The organism is Rheinheimera tilapiae, from assembly GCF_042432165.1.
GTDB classification, from domain to species: domain Bacteria; phylum Pseudomonadota; class Gammaproteobacteria; order Enterobacterales; family Alteromonadaceae; genus Pararheinheimera; species Pararheinheimera tilapiae.
Genome location: NZ_JBHLXP010000001.1, coordinates 233,805 through 254,708, shown reverse-complemented (window position 1 = coordinate 254,708; position 20,904 = coordinate 233,805). Strand labels below are relative to the sequence as shown.

Sequence of the window (20,904 nt, the reverse complement as noted above, 5' to 3'; positions counted from 1 at the left end):
CCTTTTTTTTATCCGCTATACGTTACCCGAATGTTGATAATTTGGAAATGCATGACAGCAGAAATGGCTTGAACGCGGGTGAATCGCGGTCGTAGTTAGTCGACACCCGGTTTTTGCTGGCGCAGACTTTTGGTGCCGCTGCGTTGTTTTTTGCTGTCGAGCCGGCGTTGTTGGCTGCCGTAGGTTGGTTTGGTGGCGTGGCGTTTTTTCGGCACTATGCCGGCCGATTTAATCAGTTCAATCAATTGCAACAACGCCGTTTCCCGGTTCATCTCCTGGCTGCGGCTTTGCTGGCATTTGATGATGATTTTGCCGGATGCGGTGATGCGATGATCGGACTTTTGCAGCAACGCGGTTTTGTAATGCGCGGGCAACGAAGACTGCTGAATATCAAACATCAGCTGCATCGCGGTCGAAGTTTTATTGACATGCTGGCCGCCAGGACCACTGGCGCGGATGGCTTGCCAGTCGATTTCAGCCTCATCAATGGCGATAGTGGAAGTGATTTGCAGCATCAATAGCGGTCCTTAAGCGAAGAGGCGCCAGTGTAGCAGTTGTCAGCCGGCGACTGTGCTGGAGATCGCTGCAAAATATTGACGCACAGCTAAGCCTGGTAGCGTCGATTGACAGGCTCCCCCCAAAGCTGCAGGATAAATGAAAGCGCTTTCCAAACGGAGTTGTGATGCCTATTCTGCTGCCAGTTCTGCAACAAACCATGTCCCGCCGCCTGTTTCTGCGGATATCGCAATTCAGCGCCATCTGCTGCTTCCTTTCATCCGCACTGGCTGGCGCCGCCACGTCGCAGGCCAGCTGTGCTGCTACCGCGGCCACTGAATTAGCTGTTTCGCGAGCGGCGTATCAGGAAAAACTGACCGGTTTCTGGCTCGGCCTTAGCGTCGCCAACTGGACCGGCCTGGTCACCGAGATGGACAAAATCGGTGGCACCGGCCCGGCCGGGCGTTTTTATACCCGCGCCGACTGGGGCAAAGCCGATGAACCGAGTATTTGGGGCCAGGGCGTGCCGAGTGATTTGTCGCCAACCATTAACTGGGTGCTGCGTAGCCCCGGGCAAATCTGGGGCTCGGACGATGACAGCGACATTGAATACATCTATCTGCAACTGATGCTGCAAAGCCCGAATCCGCTGCTGACTGGCGCGCAAATTCGTGCCGGCTGGCTGGCTTATATCTACCGCGACGACAACACGCCGCATCGCACTAAAGATGGCAAACCGGAGAATTTTCTTTGGGTGTCCAATCAGCAAGCCTTTGATTTAATGCAACAAGGCTGGCTGCCACCCTTTACCGGCCTGCCACCGCAGAACCCGCATTACGATATGATTGACGCCCAGCTGACCACTGAACTGTTTGGCGCTTTAGCGCCGGGCCGGCCCGACATCGCGCAGCAGCTGGCGTATTTACCGATCCGCACCACAGCGTCTGGCGAAGCCGCTGATATTGCGCAGTTTTATGTCGAACTGCATGCCCGCGCGGCGATGTTCAGCGCTGAGCTGGTGCAGGATAAAACCGCATTGCAGCAGGCGCTGTTGAATATCGCGACGCAAGCCCGGCAGACGCTTCCGGCCAATCAATATCCGGCCAAAATGTATGACTTTGTGCTGGCGCAGTTTCAAGCCGGCGTGCCGTGGGAACAGGTGCGGGACGCTCTATATAGGCGTTACCAGCTGGAGCAGCAGGACGGCTACGAAATCAGCGCCAAACAACTGTATTGCAATGGCTGTTTTGCCGCTGGCATTAACTTCGCCGCCAGCCTGCTCAGCTATTTTTATGGCGCCGGCGATATGCAGGACACAGTGAAAATCGCCGTGCTGGCCGGCTGGGATTCCGACAATCCGGCTGCAACCTGGGGTGGGCTTTATGGCCTGATGCTCGGCGCCGACCGCGTAGAACAACAGTTTGGCCAGAAGCTGTCCCGGCGTTTTGATATTCATCGCACCCGCAAAGGGTTCGCCAACAATGGCCAGACCGACTTCGCCACAATGGCGGCACAAGGCGTCGCCGTCACCGACAAAGTGGTGCTACAGCTGATGCAGGGCAGACTCAGTAAAGACAAGCAATGCTGGCTGATCCCCCTGCCAGCGCCAATCCCGCAAGCACCGCTGGGCTAACCGGCACCCGCCGGTTTTATTCGTTTGGTACCGCCGCCGTTTTCAGCGATTCACGGTACTGGCTTGGCGTCATGCCGGTGGTGCGTTTGAAAAACGTATTAAATACTGATTTGCTGTTAAAGCCGACATCGAAGTAGATGTCGGTGATAGTACGCGCTTGCGGGCCTTGTTGTTCCAACAGTTTTTTCGCCGCGCGGATGCGGTAGGAATTGATATATTCGTAGAAATTCAGCTGGTAACACTGCTTGATGCTCAGCGAGACCTTTTTCGCCGGGTAGCCGCAGGCGTCGGCCAGTTTATCCAGCGTGATGTCCGGGTTGGCGTAAAAGCGCTGCTGCTCCATCACTTGCTCTAATTTGGCAATGATCTGCTGATCAAACACATGATTTTTTTCGTCTTTGGCTTCATACACTGGCTGCTCATTGACCGGCGCAACTGAAGTGAACGAAGTAAAACGCAGGAAAATCAAAATATTAATCGCGGTGAAGTTCAGGTAGTAAGTGCTGAGCCCGACCACATTCAACAAATCCATATCAAAATCATTTTTGAGCAGACCATAGATTTTGATTGCCATCAGCGTGCCATCCATCCCAAAAATAGTCAGGAACGACAGCAGCATCAGCTTCAGCCAGGCAACGTCGCTGATCTTCAGGTCAGCGCGTTGTTGCTGTGATTGCCGGCTGTAATTTAGTACCAGCAGGAAACACGCCAGCACATACCCGACGCGGACAAAACGCCCCATCGCTTCGAAGTATAAATGTGGCGATGAATAGGCGATGTGCTGAGTCTGGATCAGACTGATCTGACTTGGCGGATCCAACAGATAGAAATTCAGCACCATATGCGCCAGATAAATCCCCAGTGGCAGCAAATGCCAGCTGTGCTGCGGTTTCAGGCGAAAATCTTTGTACAACATGGCGCGGACAAAAAAGTACAGCAGCGGACCGTCGAGGAAATAGGCGTAACTAAACAGGAAAAAAATATCAGGTGAAAAATCCAGCAGCCAAATACGGAATTGTTTGCCCCAGAACGTGAGTTCGTGCAGCGGGATCAGGAAATGACAGATCAGAAATGCCACCAGCAACAGGTTACTGAGCGAACGTGTTTTCGCCGACGCCGCCAGCAATAACGCTAGCAGCAGACATTCAAAAGCGGTCATGACCATTAATAAGTCATGGAAATTAAACAGAATAGTATCCATACACTCAGCAACTGCAGCTTAAAACGGGCCGGAACTGCCGGTACTATGCATGGCACGGCCTGCCGCCTGCAATAGGTCGCAGTCAAAAGTCGTCTGCCAAAAGTCGCCACGCAGTGGAAGATGGCTGCCGGTCACTTTGGCTGCGTCAGGCTCTGTCGCAACCTTCCCCACCATGTCGTACACTTATTTGAAACAAAGACCTGCCGGCACAACCCCGGCGCTGAAAAAAACTACAGCGTATCCTGTAGGCAGCTGCATCGAACGCACAAAACAAATCGATAAAATTCATTGAGTTACATTATCCGAACCAGGTTCGACTTTATTCGAACGCCGGTGAGTGAATTTTTTTGCATCGTACGACCTGTTTCAAACGACAAGACAGCGACAGCCGCTTAGGTTGAGACCAGCACTCCGAAGTACAACAAAGTGCGGTTCTACACATCAACGGGATAAGGAAGACAATTTATGCACAAGCACAAGTTAAGCAGTGCGATCCGGCAAATTCTTGGCGTGGCGGTCAGCGCCAGTCTGCTGCCGGCGCTGGCCTATGCCGACCAGAGCACTGTGACAAAAACCGATAAAAACGCCGAACAACAAATTGAAGTTATTTCAGTCCTCGGTATCCGCCGCAGTATGGAAACCACCGTCGACATCAAGAAAAACGAGGCCTCTATTGTTGAGGCGATTTCTGCTGAAGACATCGGCAAATTACCGGACAGCAGTATTGCCGAATCATTAACCCGGCTGCCGGGTCTGGCCGGGCAACGCGTCAATGGCCGGGTACAAGTGATCTCCATTCGCGGCCTGGCGCCGGATTTCTCCACCACTACTTTAAACGGCCGCCAGCAGGCGAGCGCCGGCGATAACCGCGCCGTCGAATATGACCAGTATCCGTCGGAACTGATTAACGGTGCCGTGGTGTATAAAACATCCGACGTCGCCATCGCCGGCATGGGCTTATCCGGTACTGTCGATATGCGCACCATCCGACCGCTGCAACACGGCGAACAGACCGTCGCGTTTAACCTGCGCGGTGAAAAAGGCAGTATTGATCAGCTGCACCCGGAAATTTCCGCCAACGGCTGGCGCGGCAGTGTGTCTTACATTGACCAATTTGCCGATGACACTGTCGGTATCGCGCTTGGCTATGCCCATATGGATACGCCAACACAGGTGCAACATTACAAAGCCTGGGAATGGAACACCGTCGATCAGGCGCTGGCCGGCACCAACAATGATGATGCGTTGGGGCTGGTAGGTCAGGAAGTGACCGCCGTAGCGCGCAGTCAGGTGCGCGACGGCATCATGGGTGTGTTTGAATACAAACCCAACGATCAGCTGCACAGCGTGGTCGACGCTTATTACTCTGAATTTAAACAAGACGAAATCATGCGCGGCGTGATGTGGTTCACTAACCAATGGACCGGCGATGGCATGCAGTTCCTGAATCCGCAGTTTGCCGATTTTGGCGGCACCAAAGTGGTGAAAAGCGGCGTTGCCACCAATTTAAGACCAGTACTGCGCAACGACAACAACACCCGCGACGACCAATTGGCTGCGCTGGGCTGGAATACCAAATACAAGACCGACCGCTGGACTTTAGCATTGGACCTGTCCTACTCCGGCTCCGAGCGTGACGAGCAGGTATTGGAAACCTACGCCGGCCTGACGCCAACCGGCAGTTTTGACCAAATCGGGTTTGATCTGGCTCCGCTGGGTTTCCCAACTTACACGCCGGGCACTGATTACACCGACGTCAACAAAGTTCAGCTCAGTGATCCGGCGCCGTGGGGCGGCTGGGGCCATGACGGCTCGATCCGGTTCCCGCATGTTAAAGAAATCATCCGCGCCATCAATACCAAAGCGGCATACGACTTAAACGGTACCTCACTCGGCAATACTTTCAGCGCACTGGAATTTGGCCTCGATTACACCGAACGCAGCAAAGACAAACTGGTCGACGACAACGACTTAATGCTGAAAAACGGCCGCAAGCCGGTGAGTATCGATCCGTCATTATTAGTCGCGCCGACCTCACTGGGATTTGCCGGCATCAAAGGTGTGATCTCCTACGACATCCTGCCAACCGTGGCGCGTTATTACGACACCAAACCCATTCTGGATACCAACAGATGGAACAAAGCCTGGGGCGTCGACGAAGAAGTGCTGACCAGTTTCCTGCGCTTTAACCTCGACACCGAACTGTGGGGTAAACCGCTCAAAGGTAACATTGGCACTCAACTGGTGCGCACTGAACAGACTTCCAGTGGCTTCCTGGCCAGTGATTACAATCCGAACAATCCGGCCACTTTGGTACAGGTCAGTGAAGGTGCCAGTTACACCGACGTCCTGCCCGCCGTGAACTTCAGCATGGAAGTACTGGACGACCAGTTTCTGCGTTTAAGTGCCGGCAAAACCATGGCACGGCCACGGATGGACGAAATGCGTGCCAGCATCACCGCCGGTGTTAATGTCGATTCACGGCGCTGGAGTGGCAGCAGCGGCAACCCGCAGCTGGAACCGTGGCGCGCCAAAGCGTTGGACTTAACTTATGAAGCTTATCTCGACGGCAGCAGTTATATCGCGCTCGGCGCTTTTTACAAAAAACTCGACAGTTATATCTACACGCAAAACTTTGATTTTGATTTCTCTAATGCGCCGAATAATTCGACCATTGTGCCAATCAGCAACATCGGCAACATGAGCCGGCCGGCCAACGGTCAGGGCGGTAACATCAAAGGGCTGGAACTGAGCATGTCGCTGGACGCCGGCAAAATCCACGAAAGTCTGCAAGGCTTTGGCTTTATCGGTAGTCAGTCCTGGGCTGATTCAGGCATAGAGCCGGATGGTCCGGGTAAAAAAACCAAACTGCCGGGTTTATCAGACCGGGTGCGTGATTTGACGGTCTATTACGAGAATGAGAGTTTCTCGGCACGCCTGTCACAGCGCTATCGCTCGGAATTTCGCGGCGAAGTGGTACAGCTGTTTGCCACCCGTGGTTATACCGAAGTGCTGGCCGACAAGCAGGTGGACGCGCAGCTCAGCTACAACTTTGTCGAAGGCGCGTTGGATGGCCTGACGCTGTTGCTGCAGGTCAACAACCTGACCAACTCGCCATACACCACCCGGCTGAATACCGAACAGGGCGGCGGCAGTTATTTCCCGGAAGTGTACGAGGAATATGGTCGTCAGGTGCTGTTTGGCATCAGTTATAAGCTGTAACAGGGAGACGACTCTATGTCTGATCCGGCCAAAGCCTCCACTGCGGGGCAGCCATTGGATCCGGTACAGTCAATTGTGATCGTCGGCGGCGGCTCATCCGGCTGGATGAGCGCCGCCATGCTGTCACAGCTGACCGGCCGGCAGTTTCAGATCCGACTGATAGAATCCGAGCAAATCGGCACTGTCGGCGTCGGTGAAGCAACCATTCCGGCAATCAAAAAATACAATCAGCTGTGTGGCATTGATGAAGCCGAGTTTATCCGCGCTACCGGTGCAACCTTTAAACTCGGCATCGAGTTCCGCCATTGGGGCCGCCAGGGTGACAGCTATTTCCACGCCTTTGGTGCTTTGGGGCGGCAATGGGACTGGCTGAGTTTTTACCAGTACTGGCTGCATCTGCAGCAACAAGGCCTGGCACTGCCATTTGAACAATATTGCATCGCCGCCAAAATGGCCGAGCAGCATAAATTTATGCCCGCCGATCTGAACCGGCCGCAATCACCGGTCAGCGAAATCGCCTATGCCTATCATTTTGATGCCGGTCTGTATGCGCAGTTTTTACGTCGGATCAGTGAAAGCCGTGGTGTAACCCGGACCGAGGGCCTGATAGAACACGTGGTGCGCGACGCCCACAGCGGCCATATCCGTGAACTGGTATTGGCAGATGGCCAGCGCATCACCGGGGATTTGTTTATCGACTGCTCCGGTACCCGCGCTTTACTGATTGGTCAGGCGCTCGGCGTGGGTTACGAGGACTGGAGCCACTGGCTGCCGGCCGACAGTGCCATTGCAGTGCCTTCTGCCGCCTTGCCACAGCTGCCACCTTACACCCGCGCCAGCGCGCACAGTTTTGGCTGGCAGTGGCGTATTCCACTGCAACATCGCACCGGCAACGGCATCGTGTTCAGCAGTCAGTTCGCCAGTGCCGCTCTGGCAGAACAAACCCTGCTGGCACATCTGGATACGCCGGCCACTGCCGCACCGCGCCAGATCCGTTTTCAGACCGGCCGGCGCAGCGAAGCCTGGCATGGCAACTGCGTGGCGATTGGTTTGTCCAGCGGCTTTCTCGAGCCGCTGGAGTCGACCAGCCTGCATCTGGTGCAAACTGCGATCACCAGGCTAATCACGTTATTTCCGGACAAAAGTTTTGCCCCCGGCAATATCGCTCATTACAACGTGCAGACCGCCACCGAAATGGCGCAGATCCGCGATTTTATCATCGCGCATTACCACGTCACCGAACGGCGCGACAGCGAATTCTGGCGGTACTGCGCCGCGATGTCGCTGCCGGATACGCTGGCACAGAAGCTGGACATTTTCCGCGCATATGGCCGGGTACACCGGGTTGCCGACGAGCTGTTTCGCGAAGACAGCTGGGTGCAGGTATTACTCGGTCAACGGCTGCTGCCGCAGCAACATGACCCGCTGGTCTGCCTGAAAAGCACCGCGCAAATTCAGGAATTTGCCGCCAGCACCGCCAGTGTCATTGCTGCCTGCGTTGCCAAGATGCCTACACAACAGGCTTTTTTACAGCGTCTGCAGGCATTACCCCAACGCAACAGCACCATGACGACTCCCCCCACTACACAGGATCTTTATGCACAACTTCGTTAAACCGCGCCTGGCGGTTGCCGCAGTGCTGGCGCTATGCAGTCAGTTTTTTGCCAACCCGGTTCTGGCCAGCACTGACAGCAGCAAAGTCCCGCAGCTACTGCTGACCAGCGCCAATCAACAATATCTGCTGGCCGAAAACCCGGCTGGTTTGTTGTTGCCGGCAGCGCAATCCGGCGCCGCCACTATAGTGCTGAATACCCGCAGCCAATATCAGCCGATCGATGGTTTTGGTTTCAGCCTGACCGGCGGCAGCGCGCAACACCTGATGCAGCTGCAACCGGCACGACGGGCCGCCTTGTTACAGGAATTGTTCAGCGCCAAGGGGATTAATATCAGTTATCTGCGTATCAGCCTCGGCGCCTCTGATTTGGACGAAAAACCATTCAGTTATAACGACTTACCTGCCGGACAACAGGATCCGGCGCTGAAACATTTTTCGCTGAAACCCGATGAAAAAACCTTGATCCCAGCGCTGAAAGAAATTCTGGCGTTAAAACCCAACTTAAAAATTTTGGCTAGCCCCTGGTCGCCGCCAGTCTGGATGAAATCAAATCAGTCGACGGTCGGCGGTGAATTACTGGAGCAACATTTTGGCAGTTATGCGCAGTACTTTGTCCGCTACATTCAGGGGATGGCAGCACATGGTATCCGCATTGACGCAGTTACGATCCAGAACGAGCCGCTGCATGATGGCAACAATCCAAGCTTGCTGATGCACGCCTGGGACCAGGCGGCGTTTATCAAACATCATCTGGGCCCGGCGTTTAAAGCCGCTGGCATTACCAGCAAAATCATCATTTATGATCACAATGCCGACCATGTGGAATATCCGATCACGGTACTGAACGATCCGGCCGCCAAGGCCTATATCGATGGTTCAGCCTTTCATCTATACAACGGCGATATCAGTGAGCTGGCCAAACTGAAAGCCGCGCATCCGGATAAACAGATTTATTTCACCGAGCAGTGGGTGGGCGCCGACAGCGATTTTGCCGGTTCACTGCAATGGCATACTGAACACCTGATCATCGGAGCAACGCGGCAATGGGCGCGCAATGTGCTGGAGTGGAATCTGGCCGCCGACAGCCAGTACCGGCCCTTTACCGACGGCGGCTGTAGCAAGTGTCTCGGCGCGCTGACTATCGACGGCCAGCAACTACGCCGCAATGTGGCTTATTACATCATCGGTCAGGCCAGCAAATGGCTGCTGGATGGCTCAGTCCGGATTGATTCCGGCGCCAACAACGGGCCACTAAAACAAGTAGCATTGTTACGCCCGGACGGTCGCATTCTGCTGCTGGTCCTGAACAACAGCGCCAAAACCCTGCCATTTAACCTGCGCCGCGACGGCAAATCACTGCCCTATAGCGTGACAGCTCCGGCCCACAGCGTACTGACGCTGCTGCTTTGATCTAAAAGGAATATTGTTGATGAAATGGTTGCTCTCCCGACAGAAACTCCGGGCGCCGGCGCTGCTTGCGCTGACGTTCACCGTAACGGCCTGTAGCCAACCTCCGGCGACACCGGCTGCGCAAACGCCTGACACAGCGGCGGCAGCCAGAGCGGTCTGGCCACAGCTGAAAGTCCCGGCGGCAGATGCTGCGCTGGAGCTGAAAATTAACAGCCTGCTGGCCGAAATGACGTTGGCGCAAAAGGTGGCACAGGTGATCCAGCCCGATATCCGCTGGATGAGCGTGGCGGATATGCGCCAATACGGCTTTGGTTCTTACCTCAATGGTGGCGGCGCTTATCCGAATGACAACAAACAAGCCAGCGCCGCTGACTGGGCCGCATTGGCTGATGCCTATACCAAGGCGGCTATCGATGCGAGCCTCGACGGCAGCACTATCCCGCCGCTGTGGGGCACCGATGCCGTGCATGGCCATAATAATGTCTATGGCGCGACCATTTTTCCGCACAACATCGGCCTTGGCGCCGCTAATAACGCCACACTGGTAGAGGCTATCGGTAAAGCCACCGCAACTGAAGTGGCGGCAACCGGCATCGACTGGTTATTTGCCCCAACCGTAGCAGTCGCACGCGACGATCGCTGGGGCCGCAGTTATGAAAGTTACAGTGAAGACCCGGCTATCGTCCGTTCGCTGGGCGCGGCGTTAGTGCGCGGTATTCAGGGCGAACCGGCGACGTTACCAAAAACCCGCATCGCCACCGCTAAACATTATCTGGGTGATGGCGGCACAGACGCAGGCAAAGATCAAGGCAATAACAGCCTCAGTGAAGCCGAACTGGTGCGGCTGCATGCGCAAGGCTATTTCAGTGCGATTGAAGCCGGTGTGCAGACCGTCATGGCGTCCTTTAACAGCTGGCAAGGTCAGAAAATGCACGGCAGCCAATATTTGCTGACTGACGTGCTGAAAAACCGGCTGGGGTTTGATGGCATTGTAGTCGGCGACTGGAATGGTCATGGCCAGCTGCCGGGCTGCAGCAACCAGCACTGTGCTGCGGCCTTTAACGCCGGCGTCGATATTCTGATGGTGCCGGAAGACTGGAAAGCGCTGTATCAGAACACCATCGCTGATATCGAAAGCGGCGCCATCCCGCAGGCCCGGCTGGACGATGCAGTCCGGCGTATTTTGCGCGTCAAGTTCCGCGCCGGTCTGTTCCAGCAGGATCCGGGCCGGCAAGCGTACAAAGGCCAGCAGCAATGGATTGGGCATGCCGATCATCAGGCCTTGGCTGCGCAGGCCGTGCGTGAGTCACTGGTGTTGCTGAAAAACAATCGCCGGCTGTTGCCGCTGGCACCACAACAAAGAGTGCTGGTCGCTGGTGACGGCGCTGACAACATTGGCAAACAAAGCGGTGGCTGGACTGTGACCTGGCAAGGCACCGGCACACAAAACAGTGATTTTCCGCAAGGTAGTTCGATTCTTACGGGTATCCGCCAGCAGGTCGAAGCTGGCGGTGGCAGCGTAACTTACAGCGCCGATGGCAGCTTCAGTCCGGCCCAGAAACCGGATCTGGCAATTGTGGTGATTGGCGAAAACCCTTATGCCGAATTTGATGGCGATATCACCACGCTGGATTATCAATCAGGCAGTAACGCTGATGAGCAACTGCTGCGCCGCCTCAAAGCTGCCGGCATTCAAGTAGTGACCGTGTTTTTATCCGGCCGGCCTTTATGGGTGAATCCGGAACTGAATCTGTCGGACGCTTTTGTCGCCGCCTGGTTGCCGGGCAGCGCAGGTCAGGCAGTGGCTGAAGTGTTATTTCAGACGCCGGACAGCAAGGTTCAGTATGATTTTAAAGGCAAATTACCATTTTCCTGGCCACGGCAAGCCGATCAAAGCCCGTTAAACAGCGGCGATGCTGCCTATCAGCCGTTATTTGCCCTCGGTTATGGCCTGAGCTATTCATCACAGGACGCGACACAAGATATCGCCGCCGATTTACCGGAGCAAGTAGCACAGCAAGCCAAAGCCACCACACAGCGTAGTCTGTTGGAGCGCCGGCCTGCAGCCGGGCTGACCTTGCAGCTGCAGGACCCAAAAGGTACGGTCGCCGTCAGCGGCAATAAAGCGGCAAGCCCCAGCCAGCAGCTGCAACTGCAGGCGGTAAACTGGCAGAAGCAGGAAGATGCGTTGCAACTGCAATGGCAAGGTGACGCCAGTCTGGTATTACACAGCAGTGAAGCGCTGGATATCAGCGCTTATGGCCAGCTGGTGTTTGATCTGAAATGGCAGACCGCGCCACCAGCACCGCTCCTGCTTAGCATGTCTTGTGGTTCAGGCTGCGGCGGTACGGTAAATCTGAATCCGCTCCTAACACAAAAAGCGGCCGGTCAATGGCACAAACTGGTGATCGATTTGCAATGTCTGGCTAATGCCGGCGTCGCACTGAATCACCTGTACCAGCCGTTCATGTTACAAAGCAGCGGCAACACCGCACTGACCCTGTCGAACATCCGACTGACACCGGCGACGGCAACTGCCGATCTGAGTTGTCCGGGCGTTTAGTGACCTGCGGGCTTTGCTTGCCGAAACCAGAAGCTCCACACGAAGAAGGGGGCGTTGCAAAACGCTCCCTTTGCTGCACTACAACACCTCCCCACTCGCGGCACTTGCGCGCCGCGCGCATTTTCGCCGGTTCGCCGCAGCTAATATCACCAGCCATCAGCCCTATATTTTCCTACACTGTGGTCTGGAACAGGCCTGAATCTATATCGTTACAGACATGCGACTGCGAACAAGTCACAATTCAGGTCAGACCAGCAAATATTCAATTGCTATCAAGGCTTTTTGCACAGAAACTGCGCAAACACCGCGATATTTTGGTGCATTCAACCCCCGGGAGTTGCTGTCTGTATGCCGAATCAGGAACTGTCTTTGCAGGGAACCCTGGATGTGCTGTACAACAATCTGAAAACCGGATTGATTGGCACCGGCGTTGCGGCAACAGCCGCCAGTTTGTTGCTGTTTCAGCACAATCACCATACCTCAGTTGGCATCTGGTGGCTGCTGATGATCAGTCTGCTGTTGTGGCGTGGCTACGACCTGCGGTGCTGGAACAGTCTGAAAACCAAACGGGAAAAATACCAGCCAAAAATTCTGCAACGCTTTGCCGCTTTAGCCGTTGCTACGGCGTTGTTATGGAGTTTGTTTGGTCTGTGGTTTGGCATTGGTGCCGATTCAGAGCAACTCATTGTGATTTTGGCCACGCTGGCAGCCATTGCCGCTGGTGTCACCAACGCTTTATCGTCGAACAAAGCCCTGATCATCAGCTATATCGTGTTATGCCTGCTGCCATTTGGCCTTTGGTTTTTGTGGCAAGGTGGCGAGCAGATTATCTTTGGTTACCTTGGCATCATTTTTACCGGTCTTTTAAGCTTTTCTGCGCGCAACAGCTACCTGTTTACGCTGGAATCTATCCGGCTCAGACGTGAGCACGAACATTTGCTGGCCAATCTGGAAACTGAAGTGTTATTGCGCACCAAGGAGCTGTCGTATCTATCGGATATCGAATCCCTGACCGGCCTGTATAACCGCCGCCGTTTCATCGAAATCGCCTCCGAGCTGACCGAAGTCAGCCGGCGTAATGAATTAAAACTGGCGTTGGTGATGATTGATCTGGTCGGACTCAAGAGCATCAACGATGGTCTCGGTCATGAGATCGGCGATCAATATTTGCGCGAGATGGCCGACCGGCTGCGAACCCTGACCCATGAACCTGCTATTTGCTGTCGCTGGGGTGGTGATGAATTTTTAATCGGCATTCCGATCACTGCAGAAGCCTTGCATGATTTCATTGAGACTGTGCAGCAAAGTATCTCACAGCCGTTTCGTCTGCAGGAAAATGCGCTGAAACTGTCGGCCAATATCGGTGTGTCGCTGTATCCGGACCATGGCCACGATATCTCCAATCTGATTAATCTGGCCGACCTCGCCCTGTATGGCAATATCGAAAAAGCCAATAAACAAGGCTTTACCATTTATGACGAACAAATCGCCGGCAAATACCGGCGCAAATCGATGTTGCGCACCCGGCTGGAACAGGCAATCAGCCGACAAGAATTACGGCTGGTTTTCCAGCCGATAGTGCGGGTACCGGTTGATAATTCCCGCTATTACGAAGTGTTGCTGCGCTGGACGTTGGACGGCGTGCCGGTGCCGCCTGATGAATTTATTCCATTGGCGGAGCAAAGCGGTTTAATCAACAGCATCGGCTATTGGGTGCTGGATCAGGCTTGTCAGGTGATCCGGCATAGTTGCCAGTGCGGTCAGCCACTGATGTTAGCGGTCAATGTGTCCGCCCTGCAATTCCAACAAGATGAATTTGTACCGGATTTACATGAGTTGCTGGAGCGGCATCAGATCCCAGCCGCATTGCTGCAAATTGAAATCACCGAATCGGTATTCACCGTCGACAAAAATATCCTGATCGACAAAACCAATCAGTTACGCGATGCCGGTATTGCTATTTCGATTGATGACTTTGGTACCGGTTACTCGTCTTTGTCCGTGATCAATGAACTGCACGTCAATAAAGTTAAAATTGATAAAGCCTTTATCGACAAAATCGGCCAAGGCGGCATGCCGGTATTGCATGCCATTGCCTCGATGTCACAGTCCATGGGCTGGGAAATCGTCGCGGAAGGCGTGGAAACTGCAGAACAGGTGCAGATCCTCACGGCGATTAATATTCACTACATGCAAGGGTACTACTTCAGTAAACCCGTTGAATACTCATCACTTTTTCCATTTACTCACGAATAATCGAGGTGTCGTTTGAATTATCATGGTCTGCGTTTTAAAGCCAGTGTCCCTACTGTGCTGATGTTTATTACGCTGTTGTTTATTCTGACTTTATCTTCGGTGATAGTGTCAAAACTGCAAAAAATTGTCCAAGAAGAATCAGATGTGTTTCAGCAGGCAATCTCCATTGTGCTGAATGCTGATCGTGATTTATATCAGGCCAAACTGGCGATTTCAGAATATAAATCTGCGGCCAATTCGCAATTAACTACGGACTATCAGGAAAACGTCGCACAGGCGAAAGACCGTTTTAACCAATACAAAGCGCTGATGACTAGATATCCGCAATTCAGCGGTCAGTTCGCTGATTTTGACCAGAAATTTAGCGCCTGGACCAGCAGTGCTGACCAGTATTTTGCCGCAGGTGCTGGCAAAGACACCGCCTTTGTCCAGCAGGAAGACTTACAGTTTGCTGCGCTACGGAAAATCTACAACGACGCCGGCGAATTCGCTTTGAAGCTGTCCAAACAACACATTGACGAAGCCAACAGCGAAGTTCAGGACATCGAAGTCACAGCGCTGCTGATCAGCTTGCTGGTGTTTGCTGTTGCTGCCTGGTACAGCTTTAAGATGCCAACGGCGATTAAATCTAACGTCGAAACTATAATCCGCCGCCTCGATGAAATTACGCAGGGCGAAGGCGATTTGACTCAGCGCATCAGCGTGCAGACCAAAGACGAGTTACGCGACCTGGCCGATGCCTTTAACCGCTTCCTCGATGCACAGGCGCTGATGATCACCGACATTTTGCATAGCAGTGAACAGCTTGCCGCGGTGACCGGCAATATGCTGACGTCGGTGCATGAAACCAAACGCATCACGCAAAGCCTGAATACTGCCACCGATTCTATCGTCAGCGCGGTACACGAAATGTCCGTCGCCAACCGCGAAGTTGCAGTAGTGGCCTCCGACACCGCACGCGAATCAGACGATTCACGCGGCTACGCCGAAAAAGGTATCGCGTCAATTAAAGCCGTGTCCGGCAGTATCAGTGGCGTACTGGATGATGTGGACACCGCAATGAGTTTGTCTGAAGCGTTAAATAACAGCTCAGTCGCCATTTCCAGTGTGATTGAAGTGATTAGCGGCATCGCCGGCCAAACCAACCTGCTGGCGTTGAACGCCGCGATTGAAGCCGCGCGGGCCGGTGAGCAAGGCCGCGGTTTTGCCGTAGTCGCCGATGAAGTGCGTAAGCTGGCGTCGAAAACCCAGGAAAGCACCGAAGAGATCAAAGGCACCATTCATACGCTGCAGCAACTGGTGACTGAATCGACTCATGCTATCCGCCGGGGCAAATTGTCAGCGGACAACTCAGTGCAACAAACTGAAGTGGCGGAATCGGTGTTCAGTCATTTGATGAAATCGTCATCTGAAGTCAGTGGCATGTCACTGCGCACAGCAGCAGCAACTGAGCAGCAGTCGCAGGTGTCGGAAGAGATCAACCGCAATCTGCATCAACTGCATGATCAATCGGTGGTTGCAGACCAAATTGCTGACCAGAACTATGTCCTGATCAATGAGTTAAAAGAAGTTGCCGGCCATTTAAGCGGCTTAGTCGGTCGTTTTAAGGTTTGATCTCTGGCGGACAGGCATTCAGTTCACACTGATGCATCTGTAAAAACAGCGTCACCACAGTGCGGACATGGCCGGCTAAATCGGCCGGTTTGCGCTTTGGTGACTGCTGAAACATATTGCGTAGCATATCCATCCCGACCAGCATGCCGAACAAAAACTCGGTGCTAAGCGCCGGATCTGGACAACAAATCACTTTGGCCTGATGCGCCTGCGACAACCAGGCTTCCACCTGATCACAAGTGGCTTGCGGGCCTAACTCATACATCCGCAGCCGCAGTTCTTCCGGCATGCCCTGATGCCCCTGTAATGTCTTCATCAGACACAGATGATCTTCGCTGAATAAATACTGCAGCAGACGCAGGCTGAAACTTTCCAATGCGGCAAAGGTTTGCGCGGCGTTTTGCACGGCGGGGCTTAAACTTTCGACAAAAAAATCAGACTGGGCACGCAGCACTGCTTCAATCAGCGCGTTGCGGTTGCCAAAGCGCGAATACAAAGTGGCTTTGGACACCCCGGCTTTAGCGGCCACGGCTTCCATCGTCAGCACACTGGCACCTTCAAATAACAGGATTTGCCGCGCGGCCTGCAAAATGGCTATATCCTTATTGCGATCAACCGGCCGCCCGCTTGCTGCAGGGCCTGATTGAGGGAGATGGGATGTGCCGGGAGTTGTTGTCATCATTTTTCTCTTGTTTATTGAACGCGGCCGTTCAATAATGCATTTCTGAACGAAGCCGTTTAATAATACCAGACTCTGCCCGAGGTGGCCATGTTACGTACTCTTCCTCTGCTCGCCCTTGTGTCTCTGCCATTGTGGCTGAGCGGTTGTTCCGACCCCGCCGCCGCCAATAACAATGCAGAAAAACCCAGAGCTGTGCTGACCCAACCATTACAGCAAGCCGGGCAACAACAGCTGGTGTTAACCGGTGTGGTCAAAGCGCGTAACGAGGTACCGGTGGCTTTTCAGGTTAGTGGCCGTATCGCAGAGCGGCTAGTGGAGGCCGGCCAGCGCGTCGAGCAAGGTCAGCTGCTATACAAGCTGGATCCAAAAGATTTAGCCGAGTCGGTCCGCGTCGCCAAAGCTGCACAGGCTGCTGCCAAAGCCAGTCTGGAGACGGTCCAGGCGGAAAAACATCGCACGGCGCAACTGATTAAACAACGTTTTGTCAGCGAACAGAGCAGCGAACAGGTTGAACTGCGCTACAACGAAGCCAAAGCCAACTTAGACCGCGCCAACGCCCAGTTACAACAAGCCGAACACGGGCTGAATTATGCCAATCTGACAGCTGGTAGTGCCGGCATCATCACTGACATCAGCGCGGAACCGGGCCAGGTGGTCAGTGCCGGTCAACGTCTGGCTGCCCTGGCCAGCGCGCAACAATCTGAAATTGAAGTGCAGCTGCCGGAACACATCACACCGCCAACCCAAGGCACTGTGCTGTTCGGCAGCGAATCATTCACGCTGACGCTCCGAAGTGCCGCCGGCAGTGCCGACGCCGCCAGTCTGACGCGCCAGGCGCGGTATAGCCTGAGCAGCCAACCGGCCGAACTGGCACTGGGCCGGGTGTTGCAGGTCCAACTGCAGTTGCCGGTCAGCGCGCAGCAAGTACAGGTGCCGCTTGGCGCTCTGGATGAACGCGGTGCGCAGCCGCAGTTATGGCAAGTCGTCGATGGCAAAGCACAGCCGTCTGCGGTCACAGTACTGAAACTGGACGGCGAATTTGCCACAGTACAAACCAGCCTGCCGGCCGGTAGTAAAATCATCACGCTCGGCACTCACCTTCTGAACAACGGCATGGCCGTGCAGGAGCTGAAGCCATGAGCTTTAACCTGTCCGTGCTGGCCGTGCGCGAACGCGCCATCACGCTGTTTTTTATCCTGCTGGCCTTTATTGGCGGCGTCTGGGCCTTTTTATCCTTAGGCCGGGCCGAAGATCCGTCTTTTACCATTCGCGCCATGATTGTGTCGGTGTACTGGCCGGGCGCAACCGCTGAAGAAATGCAGGCGCAACTGGCCGACCGGCTGGAAAAACGTATTCAGGAAGTGCGCAATATTCACAAAATCGACAGTCAAATCCGCCCCGGCGCGGCCAATCTGACCATCGAATTTAAAGACTACACGCCTTCGGCGATGGTGCCGGATTTGTTCTACCAGATCCGCAAACGGATGCAAGAAGAAGCCACCTCGATGCCGGCGGGCGTGATTGGCCCGGTGGTCAACGACACCTTTTCAGATGTGTATTTCAGCTTGTTATCGCTCAGCGCGCCTGGCCTGCCGTTTCGTGATCTGAGCCGCCAGGCAGAATCGCTGCGTGATGAGCTCAGCATGGTGCCCGGCGTGCTGAAAGCAGTGATCATCGCCGACCGGCCTGAGCGGATTTATATCGACTTTGACCAGAATAAACTGGCGGCACTGGGTGTCAGCCAAACTGAAGTACAGCAACAACTAAGCGCGGCTAGCCGGCTGTTGCCGGCCGGTCAGATTGAGACCAAAGGCCCGGGGTTACAGCTGCGGGTTGATGCGCGCACCGACAGTTTCACTGAACTGCAGCAGTTGTCGCTGCGGGTCGGCGGCAAGCTGGTCAAACTCAGTGATGTCGCATTGGTCCACCGCGGTTATGAAGAACCGGCACGGCTGTTAGCCCGCACCGGTGGCGATGCAGCGGTACTGGTTGGCGTCGTGATGCAACCGGGTGAAAACGGCCTGGTGCTTGGCAAAGCGCTGCAGCAAAAACTGCAGGATATTCAGGCGCAGCTGCCGCTGGGTATCGAATTGCACCAGCTGACCAATCAGGCCGAAGCTATCTCTAAAGCCGTTGATTTATTTGAAATTAAATTCCTTGTTGCCGTGCTGGTGGTGATGGCGGTCAGCGTGTTGGCGATTGGTCTTCGCGCTGGCTTAGTGGTTGGCATCGCGATTCCGCTGACACTTGGCATCACCTTTTTGCTGATGAAAATGGTCGACATTAACCTCGACCGCATCACGCTCGGCGCTTTGATCATCTCGCTCGGTTTATTGGTCGACGATGCCATTATTGCCATTGAAATGATGATGGTAAAAATGGAACAAGGTATAGATCGGGTACGCGCCGCCAGCTACGCCTGGTCCGCCACGGCAGCGCCAATGTTGTTTGGTACGCTGGTGACTATTGCTGGTTTTGTGCCTATTGGTTTTGCCAAATCCGGCGTCGGCGAATATACCGGCAATATTTTTTGGGTGGTTGGTTTCGCGCTGATTGTATCCTGGGTGGTCGCAGTAACTTTTACACCGTACCTTGGCGTGAAGTTGCTGCCGGATGTCAAAGCCCATGCGCATGACCCGTACCAAACGCCGTTTTACCGCAAACTGCGCGGATTGGTGCAGTGGTGTATCAACCGCAAAAAAACCGTGATTGGCATTGTGGTGCTGGCATTTGTGCTGGCAGTGCTGGGCATGGCCAAAGGCGTGCAAAAGCAATTCTTCCCAAGCTCGGACCGGCCGGAAGTGCTGGTCAGTATTTACCTGCCACATGGCACTGCGATCAGTAATACCGACGCCGTCGCGCTGAAGGTCGAACAATTGCTTAAAGGCAACGACGATGTCAGGTCGCTGTCGAGTTTTGTCGGCGCCGGCGCACCGCGCTTTTTTATCTCGGCGAACCCGGAACAACCGGATCCGTCCTTTGCCAAGATTTTGATTGTGGCCAAAGATGCAGATGCACGTGACCGCTTAATCAGTCTGTTGCATCAGCATATCGATGCCGGCGAATTCAGCGCAGCGCGAGTCCGCGTCACGCGACTGTTATTCGGCCCGCCGGTGCCGTGGCCGGTTAGCTTCCGCGTCATTGGGAAAGATCCACTGGAACTGCGCCGTATCGCTTATCAGGTTCAAGACGTGATGACCGCCAATCCGAATACGGTTGGCGCGCATCTGGAATGGGAAGAGCGGATGCCGGTGCTGCGGCTGAAACTCAATCCGGACCAACTGCTGGCCTATGGCCTGACCGCCGCCGATGTTGCGCAGCAACTGCAATTCCAGTTCAGTGGCGCGACGGTGTCGCAACTACGTGAAGATATCCGCAGTGTTGACGTGGTAGCCCGGTTGGCGCGACCACAGGCGCTGCAACCCGATTCCATTGAGCTGAAAACGCCACAGGGCAAAGCGGTGTCGATCCGCCAGCTCGGTGAGCTGGTGATTGATTACGAAGAGCCACTGCTAAAACGCTACAACCGCCAGACTTATCTCGCCGTGGTGGCTGATGTGAAAGGCGCGCAGCCGAATGACGTGTCGAATAAAATCTGGGCAGAATTGGCGGATATTCAGGCCAAATTGCCAGCCGGTTACCGCATCACGCAAGCCGGTTCAGTTGAAGAATCCGGTAAAGCCAATGCGTCGATCCAAAAGCTGATGCCGCTGATGGTGGCGCTGATGCTGATTTTTATCATGCTGCAGATGCGCTCGTTCACCGGCATGTGGATGGTACTGGCGACAGCGCCGCTTGGTTTGATTGGTGCGACGCTCGGTTTGATGCTATTCCGTCAGCCGTTTGGTTTTGTTGCCCTGCTTGGCCTGATTGGCCTCGCCGGTATTCTGATGCGCAACACACTGATTTTGACACAGCAGGTCACCGACAATCTCAACGATGGCTGGGCACCACGTGATGCGGTGGTTGAAGCGACCATTCACCGCGCCCGTCCGGTGCTGCTGACCGCGCTCGCCGCGATGCTGGCCTTTATTCCGCTGACACTGGACACCTTCTGGGGCCCGCTGGCCTTTGTACTGATTGGCGGTGTCGGTGTTGGTACTGTGCTGACGCTGCTGTTTGTGCCGGCGCTGTATATGGTGTTCTTCCGCAAACGTCTGGCAAAAATCCCGACGGTATAACGATGGACGGCGTCACAAGCTCAACGCGTGAC

The 20,904-nt window shown here is 54.5% G+C and carries 12 protein-coding genes; 9 read left to right on the top strand and 3 right to left on the bottom strand.

Annotation, left to right across the window (positions count from 1 at the left end; all coding sequences use genetic code 11):
• Positions 1-95: 95 nt before the first annotated feature.
• Positions 96-515: an alternative ribosome rescue aminoacyl-tRNA hydrolase ArfB gene (gene arfB, locus ACFFJP_RS01115; RefSeq protein ID WP_377239548.1), complete on the bottom strand. Its 420-nt coding sequence runs from the start codon at positions 513-515 to the stop codon at positions 96-98.
• Positions 516-682: 167 nt separating this feature from the next.
• On the opposite strand from arfB, the gene ACFFJP_RS01110 reads away from it, so the two are divergent.
• Positions 683-2,128 carry an ADP-ribosylglycohydrolase family protein gene (locus tag ACFFJP_RS01110; protein WP_377239546.1) on the top strand — a complete coding sequence of 482 codons (1,446 nt, stop codon included), beginning with the start codon at positions 683-685 and terminating at the stop codon, positions 2,126-2,128.
• Positions 2,129-2,144: 16 nt separating this feature from the next.
• On the opposite strand, the gene ACFFJP_RS01105 is transcribed toward ACFFJP_RS01110, so the two are convergent.
• A complete protein-coding gene (locus ACFFJP_RS01105) occupies positions 2,145-3,329 on the bottom strand; it encodes a helix-turn-helix transcriptional regulator (protein ID WP_377239544.1) in 1,185 nt (394 codons plus the stop codon).
• A gap of 465 nt (positions 3,330-3,794) precedes the next feature.
• Here ACFFJP_RS01105 and ACFFJP_RS01100 point away from each other — a divergent pair, with 465 nt between their 5' ends.
• The 6 genes from ACFFJP_RS01100 to ACFFJP_RS01075 all read left to right on the top strand — a co-directional run bounded on the left by ACFFJP_RS01100 (position 3,795) and on the right by ACFFJP_RS01075 (position 16,009).
• Positions 3,795-6,551: a TonB-dependent receptor gene (locus tag ACFFJP_RS01100; protein WP_377239542.1), complete on the top strand. Its 2,757-nt coding sequence runs from the start codon at positions 3,795-3,797 to the stop codon at positions 6,549-6,551.
• A gap of 15 nt (positions 6,552-6,566) precedes the next feature.
• A complete protein-coding gene (locus tag ACFFJP_RS01095) occupies positions 6,567-8,165 on the top strand; it encodes a tryptophan halogenase family protein (protein WP_377239539.1) in 1,599 nt (532 codons plus the stop codon).
• Complete coding sequence (locus ACFFJP_RS01090; protein WP_377239537.1) at positions 8,149-9,576, top strand: glycoside hydrolase family 30 protein; 1,428 nt, start codon at positions 8,149-8,151, stop codon at positions 9,574-9,576. Before ACFFJP_RS01095 ends, ACFFJP_RS01090 begins: the two co-directional genes overlap by 17 nt.
• A gap of 19 nt (positions 9,577-9,595) precedes the next feature.
• Positions 9,596-12,139 carry a glycoside hydrolase family 3 protein gene (locus ACFFJP_RS01085; RefSeq protein WP_377239535.1) on the top strand — a complete coding sequence of 848 codons (2,544 nt, stop codon included), beginning with the start codon at positions 9,596-9,598 and terminating at the stop codon, positions 12,137-12,139.
• A gap of 369 nt (positions 12,140-12,508) precedes the next feature.
• A complete protein-coding gene (locus ACFFJP_RS01080; RefSeq protein ID WP_377239533.1) occupies positions 12,509-14,395 on the top strand; it encodes a putative bifunctional diguanylate cyclase/phosphodiesterase in 1,887 nt (628 codons plus the stop codon).
• A gap of 12 nt (positions 14,396-14,407) precedes the next feature.
• Positions 14,408-16,009, top strand: coding sequence for a methyl-accepting chemotaxis protein (locus ACFFJP_RS01075; RefSeq protein ID WP_377239531.1), 1,602 nt, complete (start codon positions 14,408-14,410; stop codon positions 16,007-16,009).
• Here the strand turns inward: ACFFJP_RS01075 and ACFFJP_RS01070 are convergent.
• Positions 15,999-16,691 carry a TetR/AcrR family transcriptional regulator gene (locus tag ACFFJP_RS01070; protein WP_377239529.1) on the bottom strand — a complete coding sequence of 231 codons (693 nt, stop codon included), beginning with the start codon at positions 16,689-16,691 and terminating at the stop codon, positions 15,999-16,001. The genes ACFFJP_RS01075 and ACFFJP_RS01070 overlap by 11 nt on opposite strands.
• Positions 16,692-16,778: 87 nt before the next feature.
• Between ACFFJP_RS01070 and ACFFJP_RS01065 the strand changes: the two genes are divergently transcribed.
• Together ACFFJP_RS01065 and ACFFJP_RS01060 are read left to right on the top strand one after the other, a co-directional pair.
• Positions 16,779-17,831, top strand: a complete 1,053-nt coding sequence (locus tag ACFFJP_RS01065; protein ID WP_377239527.1) for an efflux RND transporter periplasmic adaptor subunit — start codon at positions 16,779-16,781, stop codon at positions 17,829-17,831.
• On the top strand, positions 17,828-20,872 hold the full coding sequence (locus ACFFJP_RS01060; RefSeq protein WP_377239525.1) for an efflux RND transporter permease subunit: 3,045 nt from the start codon (positions 17,828-17,830) through the stop codon (positions 20,870-20,872). Before ACFFJP_RS01065 ends, ACFFJP_RS01060 begins: the two co-directional genes overlap by 4 nt.
• Positions 20,873-20,904: the final 32 nt, after the last annotated feature.

What these genes read in the sequence shown, in the direction of transcription:
- arfB (WP_377239548.1), bottom strand. Translation starts at nt 515, where the DNA reads ATGCTGCAAATCACTTCCACTATCGCCATTGATGAGGCTGAAATCGAC.
- ACFFJP_RS01110 (WP_377239546.1), top strand. Translation starts at nt 683, where the DNA reads ATGCCTATTCTGCTGCCAGTTCTGCAACAAACCATGTCCCGCCGCCTG.
- ACFFJP_RS01105 (WP_377239544.1), bottom strand. Translation starts at nt 3,329, where the DNA reads ATGGATACTATTCTGTTTAATTTCCATGACTTATTAATGGTCATGACC.
- ACFFJP_RS01100 (WP_377239542.1), top strand. Translation starts at nt 3,795, where the DNA reads ATGCACAAGCACAAGTTAAGCAGTGCGATCCGGCAAATTCTTGGCGTG.
- ACFFJP_RS01095 (WP_377239539.1), top strand. Translation starts at nt 6,567, where the DNA reads ATGTCTGATCCGGCCAAAGCCTCCACTGCGGGGCAGCCATTGGATCCG.
- ACFFJP_RS01090 (WP_377239537.1), top strand. Translation starts at nt 8,149, where the DNA reads ATGCACAACTTCGTTAAACCGCGCCTGGCGGTTGCCGCAGTGCTGGCG.
- ACFFJP_RS01085 (WP_377239535.1), top strand. Translation starts at nt 9,596, where the DNA reads ATGAAATGGTTGCTCTCCCGACAGAAACTCCGGGCGCCGGCGCTGCTT.
- ACFFJP_RS01070 (WP_377239529.1), bottom strand. Translation starts at nt 16,691, where the DNA reads ATGATGACAACAACTCCCGGCACATCCCATCTCCCTCAATCAGGCCCT.
- ACFFJP_RS01065 (WP_377239527.1), top strand. Translation starts at nt 16,779, where the DNA reads ATGTTACGTACTCTTCCTCTGCTCGCCCTTGTGTCTCTGCCATTGTGG.
- ACFFJP_RS01060 (WP_377239525.1), top strand. Translation starts at nt 17,828, where the DNA reads ATGAGCTTTAACCTGTCCGTGCTGGCCGTGCGCGAACGCGCCATCACG.